At 55.0% G+C, this 18,847-nt stretch carries 13 protein-coding genes; 3 read left to right on the forward strand and 10 right to left on the reverse strand.

Annotated features, from left to right (window positions below; translation table 11 throughout):
* Positions 1–11 precede the first annotated feature (11 nt).
* The 7 genes from OKB87_RS07745 to OKB87_RS07775 all read right to left on the reverse strand — a co-directional run bounded on the left by OKB87_RS07745 (position 12) and on the right by OKB87_RS07775 (position 7,204).
* Positions 12–2,093, reverse strand: a complete 2,082-nt coding sequence (locus OKB87_RS07745) for a motility associated factor glycosyltransferase family protein (RefSeq protein ID WP_270827044.1) — start codon at positions 2,091–2,093, stop codon at positions 12–14.
* Between the two features lie 7 nt (positions 2,094–2,100).
* On the reverse strand, positions 2,101–2,397 hold the full coding sequence (locus tag OKB87_RS07750) for a hypothetical protein (protein WP_270827045.1): 297 nt from the start codon (positions 2,395–2,397) through the stop codon (positions 2,101–2,103).
* Positions 2,394–2,807: a flagellar export chaperone FliS gene (fliS, locus tag OKB87_RS07755; protein ID WP_270827046.1), complete on the reverse strand. Its 414-nt coding sequence runs from the start codon at positions 2,805–2,807 to the stop codon at positions 2,394–2,396. The genes OKB87_RS07750 and fliS overlap by 4 nt, the downstream gene beginning before the upstream one ends.
* Positions 2,808–2,851: 44 nt before the next feature.
* Positions 2,852–4,240 carry a flagellar filament capping protein FliD gene (gene fliD, locus OKB87_RS07760; protein ID WP_270827047.1) on the reverse strand — a complete coding sequence of 463 codons (1,389 nt, stop codon included), beginning with the start codon at positions 4,238–4,240 and terminating at the stop codon, positions 2,852–2,854.
* A 33-nt stretch (positions 4,241–4,273) separates the two neighbouring features.
* Entirely contained in the window at positions 4,274–4,711 is a 438-nt protein-coding gene (locus OKB87_RS07765; protein WP_270827048.1) for a flagellar protein FlaG, read from the reverse strand.
* A gap of 33 nt (positions 4,712–4,744) precedes the next feature.
* Positions 4,745–5,680, reverse strand: a complete 936-nt coding sequence (gene flaB / locus OKB87_RS07770) for a flagellin B (RefSeq protein ID WP_270827050.1) — start codon at positions 5,678–5,680, stop codon at positions 4,745–4,747.
* A gap of 585 nt (positions 5,681–6,265) precedes the next feature.
* Positions 6,266–7,204, reverse strand: coding sequence for a flagellin N-terminal helical domain-containing protein (locus OKB87_RS07775; RefSeq protein WP_270827051.1), 939 nt, complete (start codon positions 7,202–7,204; stop codon positions 6,266–6,268).
* Between the two features lie 416 nt (positions 7,205–7,620).
* On the opposite strand from OKB87_RS07775, the gene OKB87_RS07780 reads away from it, so the two are divergent.
* A complete protein-coding gene (locus OKB87_RS07780; RefSeq protein WP_017779902.1) occupies positions 7,621–8,253 on the forward strand; it encodes a trimeric intracellular cation channel family protein in 633 nt (210 codons plus the stop codon).
* Between the two features lie 101 nt (positions 8,254–8,354).
* A complete protein-coding gene (locus tag OKB87_RS07785; protein ID WP_039214967.1) occupies positions 8,355–8,747 on the forward strand; it encodes a hypothetical protein in 393 nt (130 codons plus the stop codon).
* A 78-nt stretch (positions 8,748–8,825) separates the two neighbouring features.
* Here the strand turns inward: OKB87_RS07785 and thiI are convergent, their stop codons facing one another.
* Positions 8,826–10,274, reverse strand: coding sequence for a tRNA uracil 4-sulfurtransferase ThiI (gene thiI / locus OKB87_RS07790; protein ID WP_270827054.1), 1,449 nt, complete (start codon positions 10,272–10,274; stop codon positions 8,826–8,828).
* 178 nt (positions 10,275–10,452) lie between these two features.
* Here thiI and OKB87_RS07795 point away from each other — a divergent pair, with 178 nt between their 5' ends.
* On the forward strand, positions 10,453–11,412 hold the full coding sequence (locus OKB87_RS07795; protein WP_270827055.1) for a hypothetical protein: 960 nt from the start codon (positions 10,453–10,455) through the stop codon (positions 11,410–11,412).
* Between the two features lie 101 nt (positions 11,413–11,513).
* Here the strand turns inward: OKB87_RS07795 and pbpC are convergent, their stop codons facing one another.
* Together pbpC and OKB87_RS07805 are read right to left on the reverse strand one after the other, a co-directional pair.
* Positions 11,514–13,913: a penicillin-binding protein 1C gene (pbpC, locus tag OKB87_RS07800; protein WP_270827056.1), complete on the reverse strand. Its 2,400-nt coding sequence runs from the start codon at positions 13,911–13,913 to the stop codon at positions 11,514–11,516.
* Positions 13,914–13,923: 10 nt separating this feature from the next.
* Positions 13,924–18,813 carry an alpha-2-macroglobulin family protein gene (locus tag OKB87_RS07805; protein WP_429075710.1) on the reverse strand — a complete coding sequence of 1,630 codons (4,890 nt, stop codon included), beginning with the start codon at positions 18,811–18,813 and terminating at the stop codon, positions 13,924–13,926.
* Positions 18,814–18,847: the final 34 nt, after the last annotated feature.

An 18,847-nucleotide genomic window follows, 5' to 3' on the forward strand; every position in this document is an offset into this window, starting at 1 on the left:
GCATTTCATTTTCAATCTAGCAATCCATGATTTTTATTATCTATACTAATTAATGCGTTTTTGTATTGTGCTTTCATTGCAATAAAATATTTTCGCATGACATAAACCATTGCATTTATTTCTTTATATAATTCGTCAGACTCTTCGTATTGATATAGAGTAGATAAAATAACACTGTATGAATAGTATAGCGAACCGATAACGCACCGATAAATATGATTATACCTACTATTTCGGATCGCTGACATATACTCGTATTGCCTCATCATACATTGTATAACTTGATCCCGAGAATTATATTCCCCTTCCCACTCTGAAACCATCCTATCAATTAACTCATCAAAAAACTCACTATTTATCCTACTATAAAAATCCTCTGTAGATATATTCATCGGCTTATAAACATCATTTATGATATGTAATTTCAATTCATTTTTATCAAAAATAGCGCCATCTACAATGATATCACTGACTCTTGTCGGCTTAGCACCATTAATTGCAGCACCATTAGAACAGTTAAAAACATCGACATGCTGATATGCCTTAATCAAATTCTCCATTACCAACTTGGAGTTTATCATCATGTTTGTTGTTTCAACATCACCACCAAAATTACCAGGTACAAGATGTTTACTTTTCTGAGTTATCAAAAGGGATAGTTTTTCTTTTGATTTACCATCATCATCAAAATAAAAACTTAGCTTTGAGTGATGGTGCTGATCACTGACATAACCATTATCTATACCAAAAAGATAGATATTTTCAAATCCGAGTCTACACGCTGTTGCCAACCCTGTATTTCCAACAAGAGGGTTTGCAGCTCTGAGCGTATCGCGCAACCTAGCGGTCTCAAAGTTACGTTTTAATATAAATTCACCAGGTTCAAATGCCTTAAATGCCAATCCCACTTTATCAAACTGCTTCATGCAATCAGGGTGGATTACATCCACACTAAGAAATAATATCTCTCGCAGATAACTAGCATCTTTTAATAAGGCATGTGTATCAGGGACAAGTTTTGTCCGCTCAACCTGAACATGGATATCAGGTCTTATTCCAGCTCTATGTAATGCTGAAAGAGCACTACCACAACTGATAATAACAACATTATTTTGTAGGTATTTCAGCGTCTCAATTGAATTATCGAGAGATGGGCCATTACCAACAATAAAGACAGGAATATTTTTCCATTTCTCATCAATACATTTGTTTTTCATCAAAAATGGAATATTATTTTTGACGTTTTCAATGCAATGTGACATAGCGATTATATTATCATCAAAAAAACCCCAGCCGCTAGATAATATAAAGAACTCTTGCTTTACTCGTTTTATTAAATCAATTATCTTTTCACTTCTATAATGCCAAAACCCGATACTAGCAGCCGCCATATATGAACCAAATTTCGCCATAGCAGGAGCAATGTCGTTTATTATTTCATCATTCGTCTGACCAAGAAATATATGAATATTGAGATTTTCATTATCAATATATTCAAATAAAGAAAACCAATCAAAAGTGAAAATTGAGGCATAAAACAGGTCTAGGTCTGGTTCAACAATAAAAAAAACCTTTGGTTGACACTGTTCAAATAAATATGATATTTGATATCCTAAACCAACTCCAAACATGATCACGAGTGGAATAACATCACCAGCTTTTGAGATAGGATTGAGTCTATCTGCTAAGAGGCTTTGTTGTTCCATCATTTCATTCATAAAATTCACATGAATGAAGTCGAGCGGATTATCTTCATTAGAAAACTGTATTGTCTGAATTGCATCACTGGAATGTAAAATACTATCTACTTGTGCTTTACATTCCAAGAAAGGATCGTATCCATACAGTGATACATTATCATCCAACCACAATAAATTAGGCACACCATTCTCATTACAATAAAATCTAAATGATTTATTAGATTTGTAATCTTGAAATCGTTCATATATATTTGGTATATATTTTTTAAATGCCTCCATATTTTTATCAAAACGAATGGGCAGCACATCAATCATTGCCTTTTCTTGCTCACTTTGCATTTTCAAGCGAGCAACTTCTTTTTCAATTTCATCAATACTATTTTGGAAGTTCATTGTTACCCTACTTACTAGAATGAGACTTGTATAATTGACTCGCTTTATCTGAAGCGATAACTGACAGAAGCCTTTTCTTTATCTCATTTTTTTCATCTAAAATAATTTCCGTGAGACACTGTTCATTCTTTAAGATAATACTGACGGTATTAATCAATTCCTGCGAGTATCTTTTGGAATGATATATTCCATCTAATAATACAAGGCGTTGATCCACCAACTCATGTGCTAATTGCAAATCTTTGGATTTAATTGCCGATTCTAAAAGCTTGCTTAGATGAAAAAGATGTTGAACATCACTCATAATGATGCCTGCTGAGCTAATGCTTTAACCCGATCATCCACGGGGATTGAGTCCCATGCATTTTTTATGGTTCCAAGCAAAATAGCAACCTCATCAACAGGGGCTGAATCCATATCTCGGCTAGCATCAAACAATCTAGACTTCATATATTCATATAAAGAAAAAAGATTTTCTGGTATATCTCCATATGAAAGGTCCAAGGCATCTTGTAATCCATTGATAATTGCCAAGCTCTTGGAAATAGCGATGGATTTCCCCTCATAGTCCTTGCGTTCTATCGCACCTTTGGCCTGCGACAACCGCTCTATACCACCTTGCAACATCAGCTGAATAACTCGGTAAGGGTCAGCAACGGCCATCTCAGCCTGCAAATTTTGGCTGGTGTATGCTTTTATGCTCTTATGATACATAACAACCTCATTTATATTACAAGAGTCAAAATTAAAATAATGTATTAGCTATTCTTGCTCGATGTCTGAATATTTTTAAGATAACTTGCTGATTGGTTCATTTTTGCCAACAAACTATCCAACCCACCATATCTTGCTCGTAAGCTAGCTTCATATTTTACAAGCTCAGCAGCAGCATCGCTCTCTTTTGTCGCCAGAGAACGCAGTTCTATATTGAGTGAATCTTCTCGCTGCGCAACCAAGCCACCGCTTTTGGAATAACTTTCTAGAGATGTTGCCAACTTACCTGCCACCCCCTTCTCACCCCCAAACACTGCCACTACTTGTTCAAAATTTTTATCTAGTGCCTCACTAAACTTTTTATCATCAAGAGCAAGGACTCCTTTATTATCCATCTTGATACCAAGCTGGAATATTGTTGAAAACTCTTTAGATGATTCAGATGGAGTAATCAAAGTATTACTCATGAGATTGACGACACTGCGGGTCATTGAGTCCCCAGCTAATGCTCCACCATCATTCTGTGTTACACCTGCGACGACAGAATTGCGTTTACCTAGCGAGTCAGCTTTAACAACCAGCTCGTTGTAACCTTTAATGAAGTCTTTTACCATCTCCTTGATACCATCTTTGTCCGTTGTAATATCTAATTTATTAGATTTTGCGACTCCTGTAGTATCTTTATCAGATACTCTCAACACTGTCATTTTTAATCCCATGATAGTTCCATCAAACGTGTTACTATCACTCGTTAATGTATTACCATCAACTGAAATTTCAGCACTTGCTGCTGACTGAGTTTTTGTTAAAGATGATGCAAAAGTTGTCAAGCCTGCTGTACTACCCGTAATGTTCAAATCTTTACCTGTACCACTAACACCTGAATCAATAACCAACTTTGCTTTACCATCAGAGGTGTTAATAATGTTGGCATTAAGACCAAAATTATTGCCATTTTCATTGACTCGTTTACGGATAGCTTGAAGAGAATCCCCTGCCTTCACATCCACATTAAACGTTTTTGTACCAGCAGTAAATGTAAGCGTCCCATCTTGAGCCACCAATGAATCTGTAGCGTTATTGAATGTTCCTTCAAATTTACTCGTGGTAGCTAATTTATTGACGGTTACGTTGTACTGCCCATTAGCAGCGCCTGTTTTACTCTCAACTTTAATAACAGGATTGTCTTTATCCTGAATTATATTTATAGCTCTTTTGTTAAAAGCATCCGATTGTGACATATCTTTAAGGCTAGAAACATAAGAGCTAATGGCAGATTTGAATTGGCCAAGACCTGACAATTCGACTTGTGCATTAGTTCTTTTGGTGATGATGGGTTGCTGAATCTGCGCCTTACGGGCATTGAGGCTAGCAGCGATAACACTCTCCAAATCAATACCTGATCCGGCACCTGCAGATGTGATTGTTGCCATTTTATCCTCTCCTAGCCACTGTACTTACTTGTGTTAAACTTCACGGTCAAGCAGCAGCCCAACCTTGGGTGAAGAGACTGGATGTTCATCACTCAGAGCTCTAATCCGCTTGCTTAGCTCGAGCAGTTCCTCACTCGGGATCTGACGTATGACTGACTTGGAATCAGAGTCAACCACCTTGATTACCACTTTGTTTAACTCTCGCTCCAAACTAAAATTCACAGTCCATCCTTGTGAGCGCCCAAACTCCTGCAATTTTTGTACCTGAATTTCAACTTCATCATCACTCAATTTCACAGCTTGAGAAGTCGGTTTGCTCTCTTCCTGAACATCAAGCTTTTCTTCTGACTGCCCTTTAAACGATTCTGCCGGCCTGCCAGAAAGTGGTAGAGCGGCCGAATGGCCGCTCTTATCTTTCGACAGTACAGAAGAGCCACTAGCAGATGACAGGCTTCCAAGTTCATTTGTCATCTTATCTCTCCTCTATCACCTCAGTGCCAACTCTTAACCCAGTAAAGAGAGCGCAGACTGTGGACGCTGATTGGCTTGCGCCAGGATACTTGAAGCAGCTTGCTGCAGAATGTTCTGCTTGGTCAAGTTAGCGGTTTCTGTTGCAAAATCAGCATCACGGATACGTGAGCGAGCAGCACTGACGTTTTCAGAGATATTCGCCTGGTTACGGATGGTGGAATCGAAGCGGTTCTGTACCGCCCCCAGCTCAGCCCGTTTGCTATCAACAGCACCAATCATGAAGTCGAGGTTTGCCAACGCAATCTGAGCATTAGAGCTGGTAGAACCTGAAATATCGTCAATATCACTCCATGTTACCTTAGAGGTCGATGTACTCGATATACTCACGACCCAAGCATCACCCAAACTAGCTGCTGTAGCTGCTTTTATCGTTGCTTTCCCAGAGCCAAGAGTCATATCAGCAATTCCTGTCAGTTTGAAGGAATTGGTCATTTTGAATGAGATAGTTTGACCCGCATTTGCCCCTACCTGAAAGCTGCCCTTATAGCTCCCATTGAGTATCTTTTGACCACCAAAAGTCGTATCTCCGGCGATACGGTTAATCTCTGTTGTCAGCTGTTTATACTCTTGTTGTAACGCTTTCCGGTCATCCTTGTTGTTGGAGCTGTTCGAAGATTGCTGTGCCAGCGTGCGCATCCGCTGCAGCATACTAGTCACCTCATCCATCGCGCCCTCAGCAGTCTGTGCGACAGAGATACCATCGTTGGCATTTCGGTTCCCTTGATCCAACCCATTAACCTGTGATGTCAAACGGTTGGAAATCTGTAACCCAGCAGCATCATCTTTGGCGCTATTGATGCGCAAACCAGATGCCAAGCGGGTATAGGAAGTATCCAACGATTTGTTGGTGTTCATCAAGTTACGCTGGGCGTTCAGTGATGAAGTGTTGGTATTGATGTACATGGCCATAATAAATTCTCCCGAAGAACATGCGACTGCAGGTTGCGTCGTCCAAACAACACGACGGCCCACCGTTAGAAGACCAGGTTGAACAGTCCTGGCTCTTCTGGCGGGTGTCTGTTTGAACGGACAGGCCACCCGCAGTAGTGCAAACGTTGGATTCCGAACACCCCTCGATTGCTTCACTTTATTTAACGGCAGCACAGCCACAAGCTTTAGGAAAATAATTGCCGAAGGCGGCAAGTTTTATCCGGTAAACGGCAAGACAGCGGCAAGCTATCTCCAAAGATCTAGAGTACAGCCTAACGCGGATGTGAAGAAGATGAGCTGAGAGTATTGGCACAGTTTGTGCTTGACTATGGAGGAGTGGCGTCAATTTGACGGCACAATAAAAAGAGGCCGGAAAATCCGGCCTAAAACGAGCATACGCTCAGGAGAATATGACCAAGCGTGACAGAACTGAACAGCTGTACAACACTTGGCTTTACTAATAAGAGAACACATTCTCTCCCGATAGAACAGAGTGCGAACCGAACACCCCTTTGTTCCATCTCTTGACCAGGGCGGCCTGAACAACCGCCCTGTTTTCTTTTATCAGCCCTGCAGCAGGGAGAGTGCTGACTGCGGACGCTGGTTTGCCTGAGACAGTATGGTCGAGGCAGCCTGTTGCAGAATGTTCTGCTTGGTCAAGTTAGCGGTTTCTGTTGCAAAATCAGCATCACGGATACGTGAGCGAGCAGCACTGACGTTTTCAGAGATATTCGCCTGGTTACGGATGGTGGAATCGAAGCGGTTCTGTACCGCCCCCAGCTCAGCCCGTTTGCTATCAACAGCACCAATCATGAAGTCGAGGTTTGCCAACGCAATCTGAGCATTAGAACTGGTTGAACCTGCGATATCATCGATATCACTCCATGTTACTTTAGAGGTAGATGTGCTCGACATAGTCACAACCCAAGCATCGCCCAAACTGGCTGCTGTAGCTGCTTTAATCGTGGCTTTTCCTGCACCAAGAGTCATGTCGGCTATTCCTGTCAACTTGAAGGAATTAGTCATTTTGAATGAAATAGTCTGACCTGCTGCAGCTCCAACTTGGAAGGTTCCTTTATAACCGCCAGCTAATATTTTTTGACCGCCAAACGTGGTATCCCCAGCGATTCGGTTTATTTCCGTTGAGAGCTGTTTGTATTCTTGTTGTAATGCTTTTCTATCATCTTTACTGTTTGAATCATTAGCTGATTGCTGTGCCAATGTACGCATCCGTTGAAGCATGGCAGTCACTTCATCCATCGCACCTTCAGCTGTTTGTGCCACTGAGATGCCGTCGTTGGCATTGCGGTTTCCCTGATCCAAGCCATTGATCTGGGAGGTCAAACGGTTGGAAATCTGCAAGCCGGCGGCATCGTCTTTGGCGCTGTTGATGCGCAGGCCGGATGCCAGACGGGTGTAGGATGTATCCAGAGACTTGTTGGTGTTCATCAGGTTACGCTGAGCGTTAAGCGATGAAACGTTCGTATTGATATAAAGACCCATGACTATTCTCCTAAGCTATTAAATTTTCTATCTAACTTGCTCGAACTTTATTGTCTTTACTGTTCGATGCGTCTTATTTAACGGCCTCTTTTTCGATGTCTTTAGCATTATTTTCAACGCTTCATCGCATTAACGCCGCTTACCCTATTTATCGGCATGTTCTCGTTGAACTTGAGGAAAAAAATGCCCTGTTCTTCCTACAAGGTTCATGAGGCAAACAACATAGGGTGATGAGTGAGGCAGCGTGAGCCTTGCCGGCCATCTGGTACCGCTCAGGCACCATGACACCAACCGGCATCATCACCGCCGACAAAAACTTGGTCTGGCTCCCACTTCTTGCAAGCAGCCGTTGGTCAGACGCCGCAATCCCCCCTAAAATCGCGGCCCCATCAACAATTGGACGTGAGTTGTTCTCCATGCAGACACTGGTTGAGCAGATTGTTTACATCAGCGACATGTTTGGTACTGCGGTATTCGCGTTTTCGGGCGTACTGGTGGCGGGCCGTCTCAGGATGGACGGTTTTGGCGTCATGGTGTTGGCGGCGGTCACCGCCATCGGCGGCGGCACCATCCGCGACATGATTCTGGGGGCCACCCCCGTCTTCTGGGTACGTGACCCTCTCTACATATGGGTGGTGATCGCCACGGCACTGATCGGCATGTGGATGGTCAAGCTGCCCCGTCGCATGCCCTGGTACGTGTTGCCGGTCGCCGACGCCTTCGGGCTGGCGCTCTTTACCGTGATCGGGGCACAAAAAGCCCTCAACTTTGGTACATCGGGGCTGATCGCCGTATTGATGGGCACCATGACAGGGGTGGCTGGCGGCATGATCAGGGACGTGCTGGCCCGGGAGGTGCCCATGGTGCTGCAAAAGGAGATCTATGCCACCGCCTGCATCCTGGGGGGTATCCTCTATACCCTGGCGCTGGAGATAGACGTGGATCGGGTGACCGCCATGCTCATCTGCATGACGGCGGTGTTTGGTTTACGGGTGGCGGCCATCTATTGGCATTTGTCACTGCCCACCTTCTCCCTGCAGCGCAATTGATGCCGTAGCCAGGGGTAGAGTCGCTCTCCTGGCCAGGTTGCGTTGAACCAAGCAGGCTTTTCTGTTGTCATAAGGTCCAGTGTTGTAAGCCGGAATCCCTCATGCAAAAACTTGGACTCATCACATCACTGCTATTGATGAATGTGGCAACGGCGCAGGCCGAAGCGCAGGTACTGTTTGGACGGCTCGCTTCCACTCCGGTGCAGCAGTTCAACCAGCAGATCCGACAGGCAAGCACTGCCCAGCAGAGCTGGGTCAATGACTATCGTGAAGTGGCATTGCGTTTTGTCGGCCACAGCGACATCCCCAGTCGCATCCAGGCACAACAGCTGGACAATGACCTGGTGCTCTCGGTTGCCCTCGACGGCACCAAGAGCGACATGATCTACATCCTGACCCTGTTTCGCAGCAACAACCTGTGGCAGATGCGCCAGGCGGAGATGGGGTGGCGCTGTCAGGGGCAATCCACCTTTACCCCGGTGCCCTGCCCTTAACGAACATCATCTCCCCCGAGTGAAATAAAAAAATCCGGCTCATTGGCCGGATTTTTTTATGCATGCTTGAACGTCATATTACGGACGGTACACCTTGACGTTGGCAAAGCCCTTCTCTTTCAGATAGAGCGCCTGCAGCTTGCTCATTACGCCGCGATCGCAGTAGAGCAGGTAGGTCTTCTCCTTGGGCAGATCGCCAAAGGCGGTGGCCAGCTTGAAGAAGGGGATATGCATGACCTCACGCCCTTCTACCTGCAACGGCTTCTCGTCGTGCTCGTCCATGGAGCGGATATCGAGGATCACCTCGTTGTCGCCGCTCTCGGCGGTAGTCTCCACTTCCTGCACCTCGGCAGTGGTCTCTTCACCGATGCGACGGATATCGAGGTAACGGGCCTCGGCCACCACCTTGTCCAGAATGGCGAAGTCGAAGTTCTCCTCTTCCGCCTCGATGCGGGAGAGCTCGGCCTTCACGGTCGGCTTCTTGGAGATGACACCGCAGTACTCCGGCATGGTCTCGGCGAACTCCAGGGTGCCGATGCGACGGGCTTCGCTGATGATGTCCGGCTTGTCCCAGGTGATGAGCGGGCGCAGGATTACCTTGTCGGTCACCCGGTCGATAACGTTCAGGTTGGTGAGGGTCTGGCTGGAAACCTGACCCACGCACTCGCCGGTCACCAGCGCCGGGATCTGGAACTCGTCGGCCACCTTGGCGGCGGCACGCATCATCATCCGCTTGAGCACCACGCCCATCTGGCCGTTGTCGATCTTCTCGAGGATCTCGGCCACCACCGGCTCGAAGTCCACCGCGGTGAAACGCACCCGGTGGGAAGAGCCGAAGCGGTTCCACAGGTGATAGGCCACCTGCTTGACGCCAATCTCGTGAGCGGCCCCACCCAGATTGAAGAAGCAGTAGTGCACCCGGCAGCCGCGCTTGATGAACTGGAAGGAGGCAACACCGGAGTCAAAACCGCCGGAAATAAGGCTCAGCACGTCTTCCTGGGTGGCGATGGGCATGCCGCTCAGGCCCTGGTGGATGGCACTGACGATGAAGAGCTCCTCGCCGTCGATCTCGAGGTTAATCTTCACATCCGGATTCTTGAGACGCACGCCGTTGCTCACGCAGTGCTGATTCAGGCCACCGCCCACGTAGCGCTCCACTTCGAGGGAGGAGAACTCGTGCTTGCCGTGGCGCTTGGCGCGCACGCAGAAGGTCTTGCCCTCGAGCTGGTCACCCCACACAGCTTTCACCTGCTCGAAGATGTCGTGCAGGTCGGTAAACTTGCTGGCCTGCACCTCGAGGAAAGCCTGAATGCCGGGAATGCAGGCCAGGGCTTCGATGGCCTGTTCACGGAACTGGTCATTGCGGGAGCTCACGATCAGCTTGTCCCAATCCATCCGTACCCGGGCATCGTCGTCGAAGCGGCGCAGGACGTTGCGGATATTGCCCTGCAGGATCTTGATAAAGCGCTGGCGAACCGACTTGCTCTTGATGGTGATTTCCGGGAACAGCTTGATAATGAACTTCATGGTAATGACTCGGGTGACCTTGATTTAAGGGCGCGAATTATATCAGAACTTTGTGGCCAGCGCCTACTGGATGAGCGTTTGCTCACATTCCCCCACGCAATGTTTGCCGCAGCGAGGCAATCTTGCGTATATTCCCGAACCTGCGTCCCGGCAACATTCCTGACCACAGACCCATTCGATGAAGACCTACATCTACTACCCCGGCATGGAAGTGCGCGACGAGCTGTGGCTCAAGTTTGCCCTGCTCTATCTGGAGCGGCTCGCCTTCGTCTTCACCGTCAATGAGAAGAGCGGCCTCACCGCCCTGCTGCAAACCCTCGAGCAGGAGACGGATCTGCTGGCCGAGCGGCCGGATGCCGCCTTCTTTGCCGCCATCACTCCCCAGCTGGAGAGCCAGCTGAGCAGCCTGCTCGCCCCCGACTTCGTGCGCCACAAGGTGTTTGGCAACAAGGAGTTGATCGGGCGCTGGCGCACGCCGGCCAACCACGACTGTTTCTGCCCGGCCCAGGCGGGGCTGGAGCGGCTGCACGGCTTTTGCCTGACTCACGGTTTTGCCAGCCGGGAGGAGGGCGGGTTCAGGATGGCGCGCCGCTTTGCCAATCTGCTCTCCATGCGGCTCGCCCGCGAGTGGGCACTCGCCAATGAGGGGGCCCTCATCACCGATCACGACTATCTGGACCGGCTGCTCCACCTGCTCGAATCCCGCTATCACAACCGCGGTGGCCAGGATTGCTTCCACCTCGAGATCCCGCTGCAAGTGCCCACTCACTTGAGCGATATCCCGTTCGAGGAGTTGATCGCCCTGCGCAGTCGCAGCGGCTTTCGCCAGCAGCTGGCCGAGTTTAATCAGGCGCTCGATGCCCTGCTCGCCATGCTGGGCAGCGGCTACGCCGAGCCCGCCGTGCTGACTCGCTTCGAGCAGGCCCAGCAGGGGCTCAACCAGCTGCTGGGGCCGCAGACCCAGAGCCTGCCGCTCACTACCCTGGTGAGTACCGGCCTGCCTGCCATGGCGATGATCCATCGCCTCAAGGCGAGCCATCCGGACAGCAACCTGGTGTTTCACTCCATCAAGAAGAGCCACTTCCACCAGCGCAAGAGTCAGCACTTTTTCACCCGGCTGGGTCAGGTCAAGCCCTGACTCCGCGACGCCCTGTCGGGAAATCGACAATCCGCTGACGGCATCGGAGCCATCCCCCGATGTCGTCAATATTCTGACACGCCGAAGAGAGGCGCCTCCCCTCAGGAGGGATTTTCCAGCCGAAACTCGATGCGATCGCTGTTGCCCGCCTCATCTACCACCACCAGCTGATAACGACCCGCCTCGCTCAGCACCTGATCCCCGTCCCAGCGCAGCCGCTGGCCGTTGAGAAACCAGGCCGGCTTGCCAACACCGCCCAACACCTTGGGCTGCAGCCGGTAACGCTGGCTGCGGATAAGATTGCCCTCCCCCAGCGCCACGATGCGAATCGGGGCCTGCAGCTCGGCGCTCTGCCCCTCCCCCGCGCAGCCGCTGGCCAGCAGCGCCTGCCGCCGCTCACCGGGCCCCCGCCACGGCTCCAGCGACAATGGCCAGAGCGCCCTAAAACCGGATTGCGCCGCATCCTGGCAACGGGTCAGGGTCGGCTTGCCCCCGGCGGTCAGTGCAACCTGGCGCAGCGGCGACGGCCAGTCCATGGGATCCGGCAAGGTGGGAGGATCGCGCCCTTCCAGCAACCAGGCGCTCTGGCGCTGCAAACACGTCTGCGGCCAGGTCGCGCTCGCCTTGCGCCCCAGCGGCCAGCACACTTCGGCCTCGCTCACCGTGTTGGGCTGCACCGGCAGAGGGCTGTTGTCAGCCAATCGCGAGTATACCGAGAGCAGCAGCGGCACCGCCGCGCTCTGGCCGTAGAAACCGGGCATAGGGGTACCATCCGGGCGACCCAACCAGACGCCGATGGTCCAGCGACCTGAGACCCCCATCGCCCAGCTGTCGCGATAGCCATAGCTGGTGCCGGTCTTCCAAGCCAGTCGGTTGACCCGGCCGGTCGCTTCGCTGGCAAAGGGCTGATCTGAGCGCCCCTGCGCGCTCAATATTTGCCAGATGATCCAGGCGGCCCCCGGGCTCAGCAAGGGGCGCGACACCGCCTGCTGCCCCGCCAACCAGACCGGCATCGCCACCTGCCCCTCCCGGGTCAGCGCACTGTAGAGCGCCACCAGCTGCTCGAGCCGAATGCCCGCCGCCCCCAGCGCGATGGCAGGATTGGGTTTGTCGGAGAGCGCCAGCCTCACCCCGGCGTTGTCGAGACGGCTGACCAGTTTGTCGGGCCCCAGCGCCTCCAGCACCTGCACCGCCGGCACGTTGAGGGATTGTTGCAGCGCCTGGGCCAAGGTCACCGGCCCCTGAAAGGCGCCGGAGAAGTTGGCGGGGCGATAGTCCGAGCCCAGCCTTGGCGCATCGGAGAGCAGAGAGGCCGAGTGCACCAACCCCTCGTCCATGGCCAGACCGTAGATAAAGGGCTTCAGCGTAGAGCCGGGGGAGCGGATCGCCTGCACCATGTCGAGGTAACCGTGGCGGCGCAAATTGCCATACTCGGCGCTGCCCACGTAGGCACGCACCGCCATGGTTTTGTTATCTACCAAGAGCAACGCCGCGGAGGTCTGCTCGGGGAAGCGACGGATATAACTCGCCACCCGCCCCTCCAGCCAGCGCTGCAGATCGCCGTCAATGGTGGTGTGCACCAGCGCTCCCGCCTGATTGTCGGCGGCAAGGCGGGCAAACAGCGGAGCCTCCATCGGCGTGAAGTGACCGCGGGCCAGCACCGGCTCGATGCGCCCCTCCAGCCACACCTGTTCGGGCCAGACACCCTGTGCCACCAGCCGCTGCATCACCTTGTCGCGGGCGGTGCGAGCCCGTTCGGGATGCCGGTCCGGCCGGTTGCGGCTGGGAGCCTGCGGCAGTACCGCCAACAGCGCAGCCTCGGCATAGGTCAGCTTGGCGGCGCTCTTGCCAAGATAGGCAAAACTTGCCGCCTGCACCCCCTCCAGGTTGCCGCCAAAGGGCGCCCGGTTGAGGTAGACGGTGAGCAGGGTGCGCTTGTCATAGTGCCACTCCAGCTGCAGCGCACGGGCCATCTGGCGCAGCTTGCCGGGCACGCTCCTGTGGTAGGGCTCGATAAGACGCGCCACCTGCATGGTGAGGGTCGAACCGCCCGACACGGCCCGCCCGTAACGCAGCCACTGCCAGACCCCGCGCACCATGGCCACCGGGTTGACCCCGGGATGGCGCCAGAAATGGCGATCCTCGTAGCCAAGCAATGCCTCGATATAGCGGGGGGAGACCTGCTCCAGGGTCACAGGATAGCGCCACACGCCACTGGTATCGGCAAAGGCCCGCAGCGGCCGCCCCTTCATGTCGAGCACCACCCGCGCATAGGCCGGGTCGAGTGGCGGCGGCGGGAAGAGTCGATCCAGCGCCAGCAATGAAAGGAGCAGTGCTACAACGCCCAGCACCGAGAAACGCAGCCAGCGTGGCAGATGGCCAAGCCAGCGCCAGCCAGCGCGGCCGCTGCGACTTAGCCTCAGCCAGCCAAGCTGCCAGAAAGTGAGCGGGCGAACCCGCTCACTGGAAGAAACGTTGCTCAGAGGGCGTCTGCGACTCATCAAGCGCCAGCTACTCAGAAATCGTTACCTCATGGATATCCTCACCCACGGCCCGCAGCTCGGGCCGGTACATATCCTCCACCTGGGTCGGCGGCACCTGATAGCGGCCCGGCGTCACCGCCCGCATCAGGTAGACCAGTTGCTGGTTGCTCCTCTCGCTCAGATCCAGCGCCGCCGTGTAGCGGTCGTCGCGAAACTCCTGATGCTTGAGGTAGTCGTTCCACTCGCTCTGCCACGCCGGTTTCCCTTCAATCGAGAGCTCTTCGAGCTTGATGCTGTTGCCAAGCGCCGGGTTCTCCAGCTCGAAGCCGGCGGGCACCATCTCCACCAGCAGGGCATCGGGCACCGCCGATTCGCTGCTGACGTTGAGCCGCACCACCACCAGATCGCCCACCTTCACCTTGGCGGGGTCAAAACGCTGACCGTCGCTGTTGAACCAGCTGCGGGTCACGCTTATCCCCTGACTCAACCGGGCAGGAGCCTGTTCGGGGTAACCTACCAGAGTGCGCTGCACATAGAGCGAGCCCTTGCCCTCGTTGGTGACGGTGCTCGCCGCCAGTGCCTCGAGGGTGCCCTGCTGCAGCGGAGCCGAACCGCTCAGGGGTCCACTGCCAAGAGAGGAAGTTACCCTGGCCTGCCAGTCGACGGCCGGATCGAAGCGGGCGAGTCGCAGCAAGGCGAGCCGCTCCTGAGTGCTGAGCCACTGACGGTGAGCCAGGGTGTCGGCCACCTTGGCACTGAGGGCTGGCCAGCGCTCCGCAGCCAGCTTGTGCTGGCGCAGCAGGGAGAGCTCAAGGGCTTGGTCGCGCAGCGGCGAGCCGTAATCCCCCAGATAGTCGTCACCGCGCTCGGTCGCCAATGCCCGGCTGAGGGCCTTGGCGGCGTTCTGCTCATCCCCCATGGCCGAGAGCGCCAGCGAGAGGTGGAGCAGCGGCAAACCGGATCTGGCGTGATCGGCCTGCTGCTCCCAGACAAGGCGCAGGGTAGCAAGCGGCGCCTTGCCCACCCGGGCCAGCACATAGGCGCTGTAGGCCTGATAGGCCAACCGGCTGTGCTCGGGGGCACTGCTCCAGCGCTCGCCATACTGGCTGTCGGTGAGATAGCTTTGCAGCCGGTTCAGCGCCTGATTGAGCATCGCCTCCGGCACGGCGTCGCCCGCCTCCTTGCGCGCCAGCAGGTAGTCGGCGGCATAGGCGGTAAGCCACTGCTCCTCGTCGGAGCGACCATCCCAGAGGCCAAAGCCGCCGCTTGGCAGTTGCAACCGCTGCAGCCGTTGCAGCAGGGCGCGTTGCACATCCGCCTCGCTCGCCGGTTTGTTGCCATCGATGGGTTTGCTCCAGGCGGTGCGCTCATCCGCCGTGGTCAGCAAGTAAGGCCAGGCACGGGACAAGGTCTGCTCCAGACAGGCGTAGGGGTAGTCAGCCAGCGCCTGCCACTGGGCTGCCGGATCCCAAGGGGGAGTGCCGGAGAGGCTGAGCAGCCCCTGCAGGTTAGCGCGATCCAGCCCAGCCAGCTCACCTTGCGCAAAAGCCATCTGTTGGCCGGGGGCCAGCATCTGGTAGCGCTGGCGAGTCTCGGCAGGCCAGGGGGAGCGCAATGGCAGAGTCCAGTCGCGGCTGATGGCAAAATCCTTGCCGCGGGCCACCAACTGCAGGCTTGCCACGCCGCTCGCCCCGGTCACGGTGAGCGGCAGGGTCAGCCACTGCTCCTCGCCGCTTTTAAGGGAAAGGGTGCCGGGCAGCTCGCCGTGTGCCTTGAGCCCGCCATTGAGAGTCCACACAAGGGAGAGGGTCTGATCCTCACCGCTCATGTTGCGCAGTTGCACCAGCGCCCGGGTCTCATCCCCTCTGGCGCCAAAGCGCGGCCAGCCGATCTCGGCCACCAGGGGCGCCACCACCTTGATGGCGCGCTCGGCCTCACCCACCTGCTGTTCGTTCCAGGCCAGCGCCATCAGCGCCAGCTCGCCGTTGAAGTTGGGTAGATCGAGCGGGATCACCGCCTTGCCGCTCTCATCAAAACTCACCTCGCCGCTCCACAGCGCTGCGATCTCGACCCGGCTCTCCAGCGCGCCGCCCTTTTTCAGCGGCGCCCGGTCCCCCCCATAGTTGAGGCGGGCCAGCTTGCCATCTTGCGGCGGGATCACCTGGCCATAGTTGTCGAACAAATCTTGGGCGAAGCGCTTGCGGCCAAAGAAGATCTCGAACGGGTCGAGGGGCTGGTAGTCGCTGATGTTGAGCACGCCCCGATCCACCGCCGCCAGCACCACCCGCCCCTGACTGTTGGGGGTGGAGGTGGCGGTCACCTCCAGTCGGGTGAGCGGCACCGCTTTATCAGGCGCGCTCAGGGTAAGCGGCAGACGGCGCGCTTCCCGATCCAGGGTGAGCGGCACCAGCCCGACCGAGCGCAGAGTCTGCCCCTGCTGCTTGCCAGCCGGTTTGGACGCGCTGTCTGGCGCGGCGATCTGGGCCGAGATATGCAGGTCATGACGCTGCCACTCGGGGCTGACCGGGATCTCGAACTCGCCACGGGCATCCTTGGCACCGCCACCGGCCCCCTTGAGCTCGATACGCTGCCACCAGCGCAGGCCGTCGCCATCTTCCACCAGCAGCAAGCCCTTGCCGGGGCGCGGGGCCACCAGGGTCACTTTGGCCTTGTCACCCGCCTGATAGGCGCGCTTGTCGAGGGTGATGGCAATCTTGTCAGGCCGCGCCTGCTCGCCACCACCGCCCCAGGCGTAACTGCCGATCTCCACCCGCAGGCTCGATTGATGGCCCTGACTGTTCTCCACCTCCAACCGATACCAGCCCGCCGCCAGTTGCAGCGTGAGCGGGGTCGGCCCCTTGCCATCCAGCTGCAGGGTCTGCTCCTGCTCCAGATAGGGCTGGCTGTTGAACTCGTACTTCCACCCCTCGCCATCGGCGTAGTGCCAGTAGTAGTCGCGGTACTCGTTGATAAGGCGCACTTTCACCGCCCCCGCCACCGGTTGGCCCTTGTCATCGAGGTTGAGGATCTGAAAGGGGAGCGGCTTACCCCCCTCTACCCGATCCGCCACGAAGTCGGCCTTGAGCGCCGGCCACTGGCTGCCCGCGGGCCAGCCATACTGGGTGCGGCTGCGATTGACGGCTCGGCCGCCGGGCTCGGAGAGCGACACCCGATAGGCCACCTCCAGCGGCCCGAGGGCGCCCCCCCCATCGAGCTCATCAGCTAACGAAAAAGTCCCCTGCCCCTGCGCATCGAGGGTGAGATTGAGAGGCTCGAGATCCTTGGCCTGCTCGGCAAGCAGCACGTCACCCAGAGTGAACTCCTGCCACTGGGTAAAAGGCATGGTGGCGCGGCTGATCTTTACCTCCGCCTTGGCCTTGGTGGCACTCGCCGGCGCACCGTAGAGATAGTCGCCTTGCAGTGGCAACGTCAGGGCGGCGTCCAGATCCATGACTTCCCCATCCGGCCCCTTGCCAAGCTGCAGTTTCAAGCGCTCAGGCAGAAATTCCTCCACCAGAAAAGGCCACTCGAAGCGGCTACCGGCGGCGGTCTTGAGGTTGATGGTCCAGCGCCCGAGCGGCGCATCGTCAGGCAAACGCAGGCCGTAATGGGCGGCGCCAAGGTTGTCCGGCAGCAGCCGTTTCTGCTCGAGCAGCTGGCCGTCCGGCTGTTTCACCTCCAGCTCCACCGCCATGCCCGGCAGCAGCTGGCCATCCTGCCCCTTGAGCAGGATCTCGCTGTCGAGCCGCTCGCCGGGGCGATAGAGGTCGCGCCCGCTGAACAGATAGAGCTGCTGGGCCTGCCAGGGCTGTGTACCGAGATCGAAGGTGGAGAGATCGAGCGCCGCCCCATCGAGGCGCAGCACCGCCAGATGGTTGCCCTGCTCGGCCAGCAGCAGACGAGCCCCCTGCACCTGATCGAAGCGGCGATGGCCCTGCGGATCCGTGGTTTGCACCTGCAGCCGGTTGCCCTTCTCGTCGAGCAGGGAGAGCTGCACATCCTTGAGCGGGTCGGCGCTGGCCAGGGAGCTGACGAACACCTCCAGCTGATCGCGGTAACGGCGGGCACTGAGCCCCATGTCGCTCACCGCAAAATAGGTGGTCTCCTTGCGCCAGTCGTAGTTGCCAAGGGGCGACATCACCGCAAAGTAGACGCCAGCTTCGGCCAGCTGCGGCTCCTTCACATTGATAAGGCGGGTCTCGCGCCGGTTGGCATCGAGTTCCAGCGCGTAGCGGCCGCTGAACACCCGCTTGGCCCGCTTGGTGATCTGTTCAAGCTCCCAGTTGCCCATGCCGGCACCGGGACGATACTCGGCCAGAAAACGGGGCAGATATTCCGCATCGACCCGGAAGAAATCGATATTGACCTCGTCCACGTTGACCGCGCTGATGGGCAGGCGCAGCTCGTCGCGCAGCGGCAACACCATGCCACTGGCGGTAAACGAAGCCCCCGCCTCCAGCGGCCGGGTCTTGAGAGTCCAGCTCTGGGGGGATGGGCCCAGCCCCGCCTTGAGGCTCACCTCATAGCTCTTGTCGGGCTGTACGTTCGGGAAATAGAGGGTGCGGCCATCGTCGGCCAGGATCCACTCCCCCTGCACCTGCTTGCCCCCCTCACTGACCGAAAGCCAGCTCTGCCAGTTCGCCTTGGGTGCCAAGGGGCCGGAGAAGACCAGCGCCAGCGCCGGGGCATCGCGATATTGACGGGCATTGGCCTGCACAACTGAACTCGGCGCCCCAGCCTCCTGCCCGGCAGCGGGTTGAGTAGTTGGTGTATTGGCCACAGGCTTGTCGGGGCCGCAGCCGCTCAGCAGCAGTGCCGTGAATCCCGCCAGCAGCAGGGCTGGCCAGCGGCGCCCCGGGGCGGTCATCTGTTGCGGTGAGGAACAAGAGAAGCGAGGGTGAGAGTCGACGCGGCGCATAAATGTCATCCCTGATTGGCTCGCTGCCAGTGCA

Source organism: Aeromonas sp. Y318-1 (assembly GCF_027706125.1).
GTDB classification, from domain to species: domain Bacteria; phylum Pseudomonadota; class Gammaproteobacteria; order Enterobacterales; family Aeromonadaceae; genus Aeromonas; species Aeromonas hydrophila.

What these genes read in the sequence shown, in the direction of transcription:
- thiI (WP_270827054.1), bottom strand. Translation starts at nt 10,274, where the DNA reads ATGAAGTTCATTATCAAGCTGTTCCCGGAAATCACCATCAAGAGCAAG.
- fliD (WP_270827047.1), bottom strand. Translation starts at nt 4,240, where the DNA reads ATGGCAACAATCACATCTGCAGGTGCCGGATCAGGTATTGATTTGGAG.
- fliS (WP_270827046.1), bottom strand. Translation starts at nt 2,807, where the DNA reads ATGTATCATAAGAGCATAAAAGCATACACCAGCCAAAATTTGCAGGCT.
- pbpC (WP_270827056.1), bottom strand. Translation starts at nt 13,913, where the DNA reads ATGAGTCGCAGACGCCCTCTGAGCAACGTTTCTTCCAGTGAGCGGGTT.
- OKB87_RS07785 (WP_039214967.1), top strand. Translation starts at nt 8,355, where the DNA reads ATGCAAAAACTTGGACTCATCACATCACTGCTATTGATGAATGTGGCA.
- flaB (WP_270827050.1), bottom strand. Translation starts at nt 5,680, where the DNA reads ATGGCCATGTACATCAATACCAACACTTCATCACTGAACGCCCAGCGT.
- OKB87_RS07775 (WP_270827051.1), bottom strand. Translation starts at nt 7,204, where the DNA reads ATGGGTCTTTATATCAATACGAACGTTTCATCGCTTAACGCTCAGCGT.
- OKB87_RS07780 (WP_017779902.1), top strand. Translation starts at nt 7,621, where the DNA reads ATGCAGACACTGGTTGAGCAGATTGTTTACATCAGCGACATGTTTGGT.
- OKB87_RS07795 (WP_270827055.1), top strand. Translation starts at nt 10,453, where the DNA reads ATGAAGACCTACATCTACTACCCCGGCATGGAAGTGCGCGACGAGCTG.
- OKB87_RS07750 (WP_270827045.1), bottom strand. Translation starts at nt 2,397, where the DNA reads ATGAGTGATGTTCAACATCTTTTTCATCTAAGCAAGCTTTTAGAATCG.
- OKB87_RS07745 (WP_270827044.1), bottom strand. Translation starts at nt 2,093, where the DNA reads ATGAACTTCCAAAATAGTATTGATGAAATTGAAAAAGAAGTTGCTCGC.
- OKB87_RS07805 (WP_429075710.1), bottom strand. Translation starts at nt 18,813, where the DNA reads ATGCGCCGCGTCGACTCTCACCCTCGCTTCTCTTGTTCCTCACCGCAA.
- OKB87_RS07765 (WP_270827048.1), bottom strand. Translation starts at nt 4,711, where the DNA reads ATGACAAATGAACTTGGAAGCCTGTCATCTGCTAGTGGCTCTTCTGTA.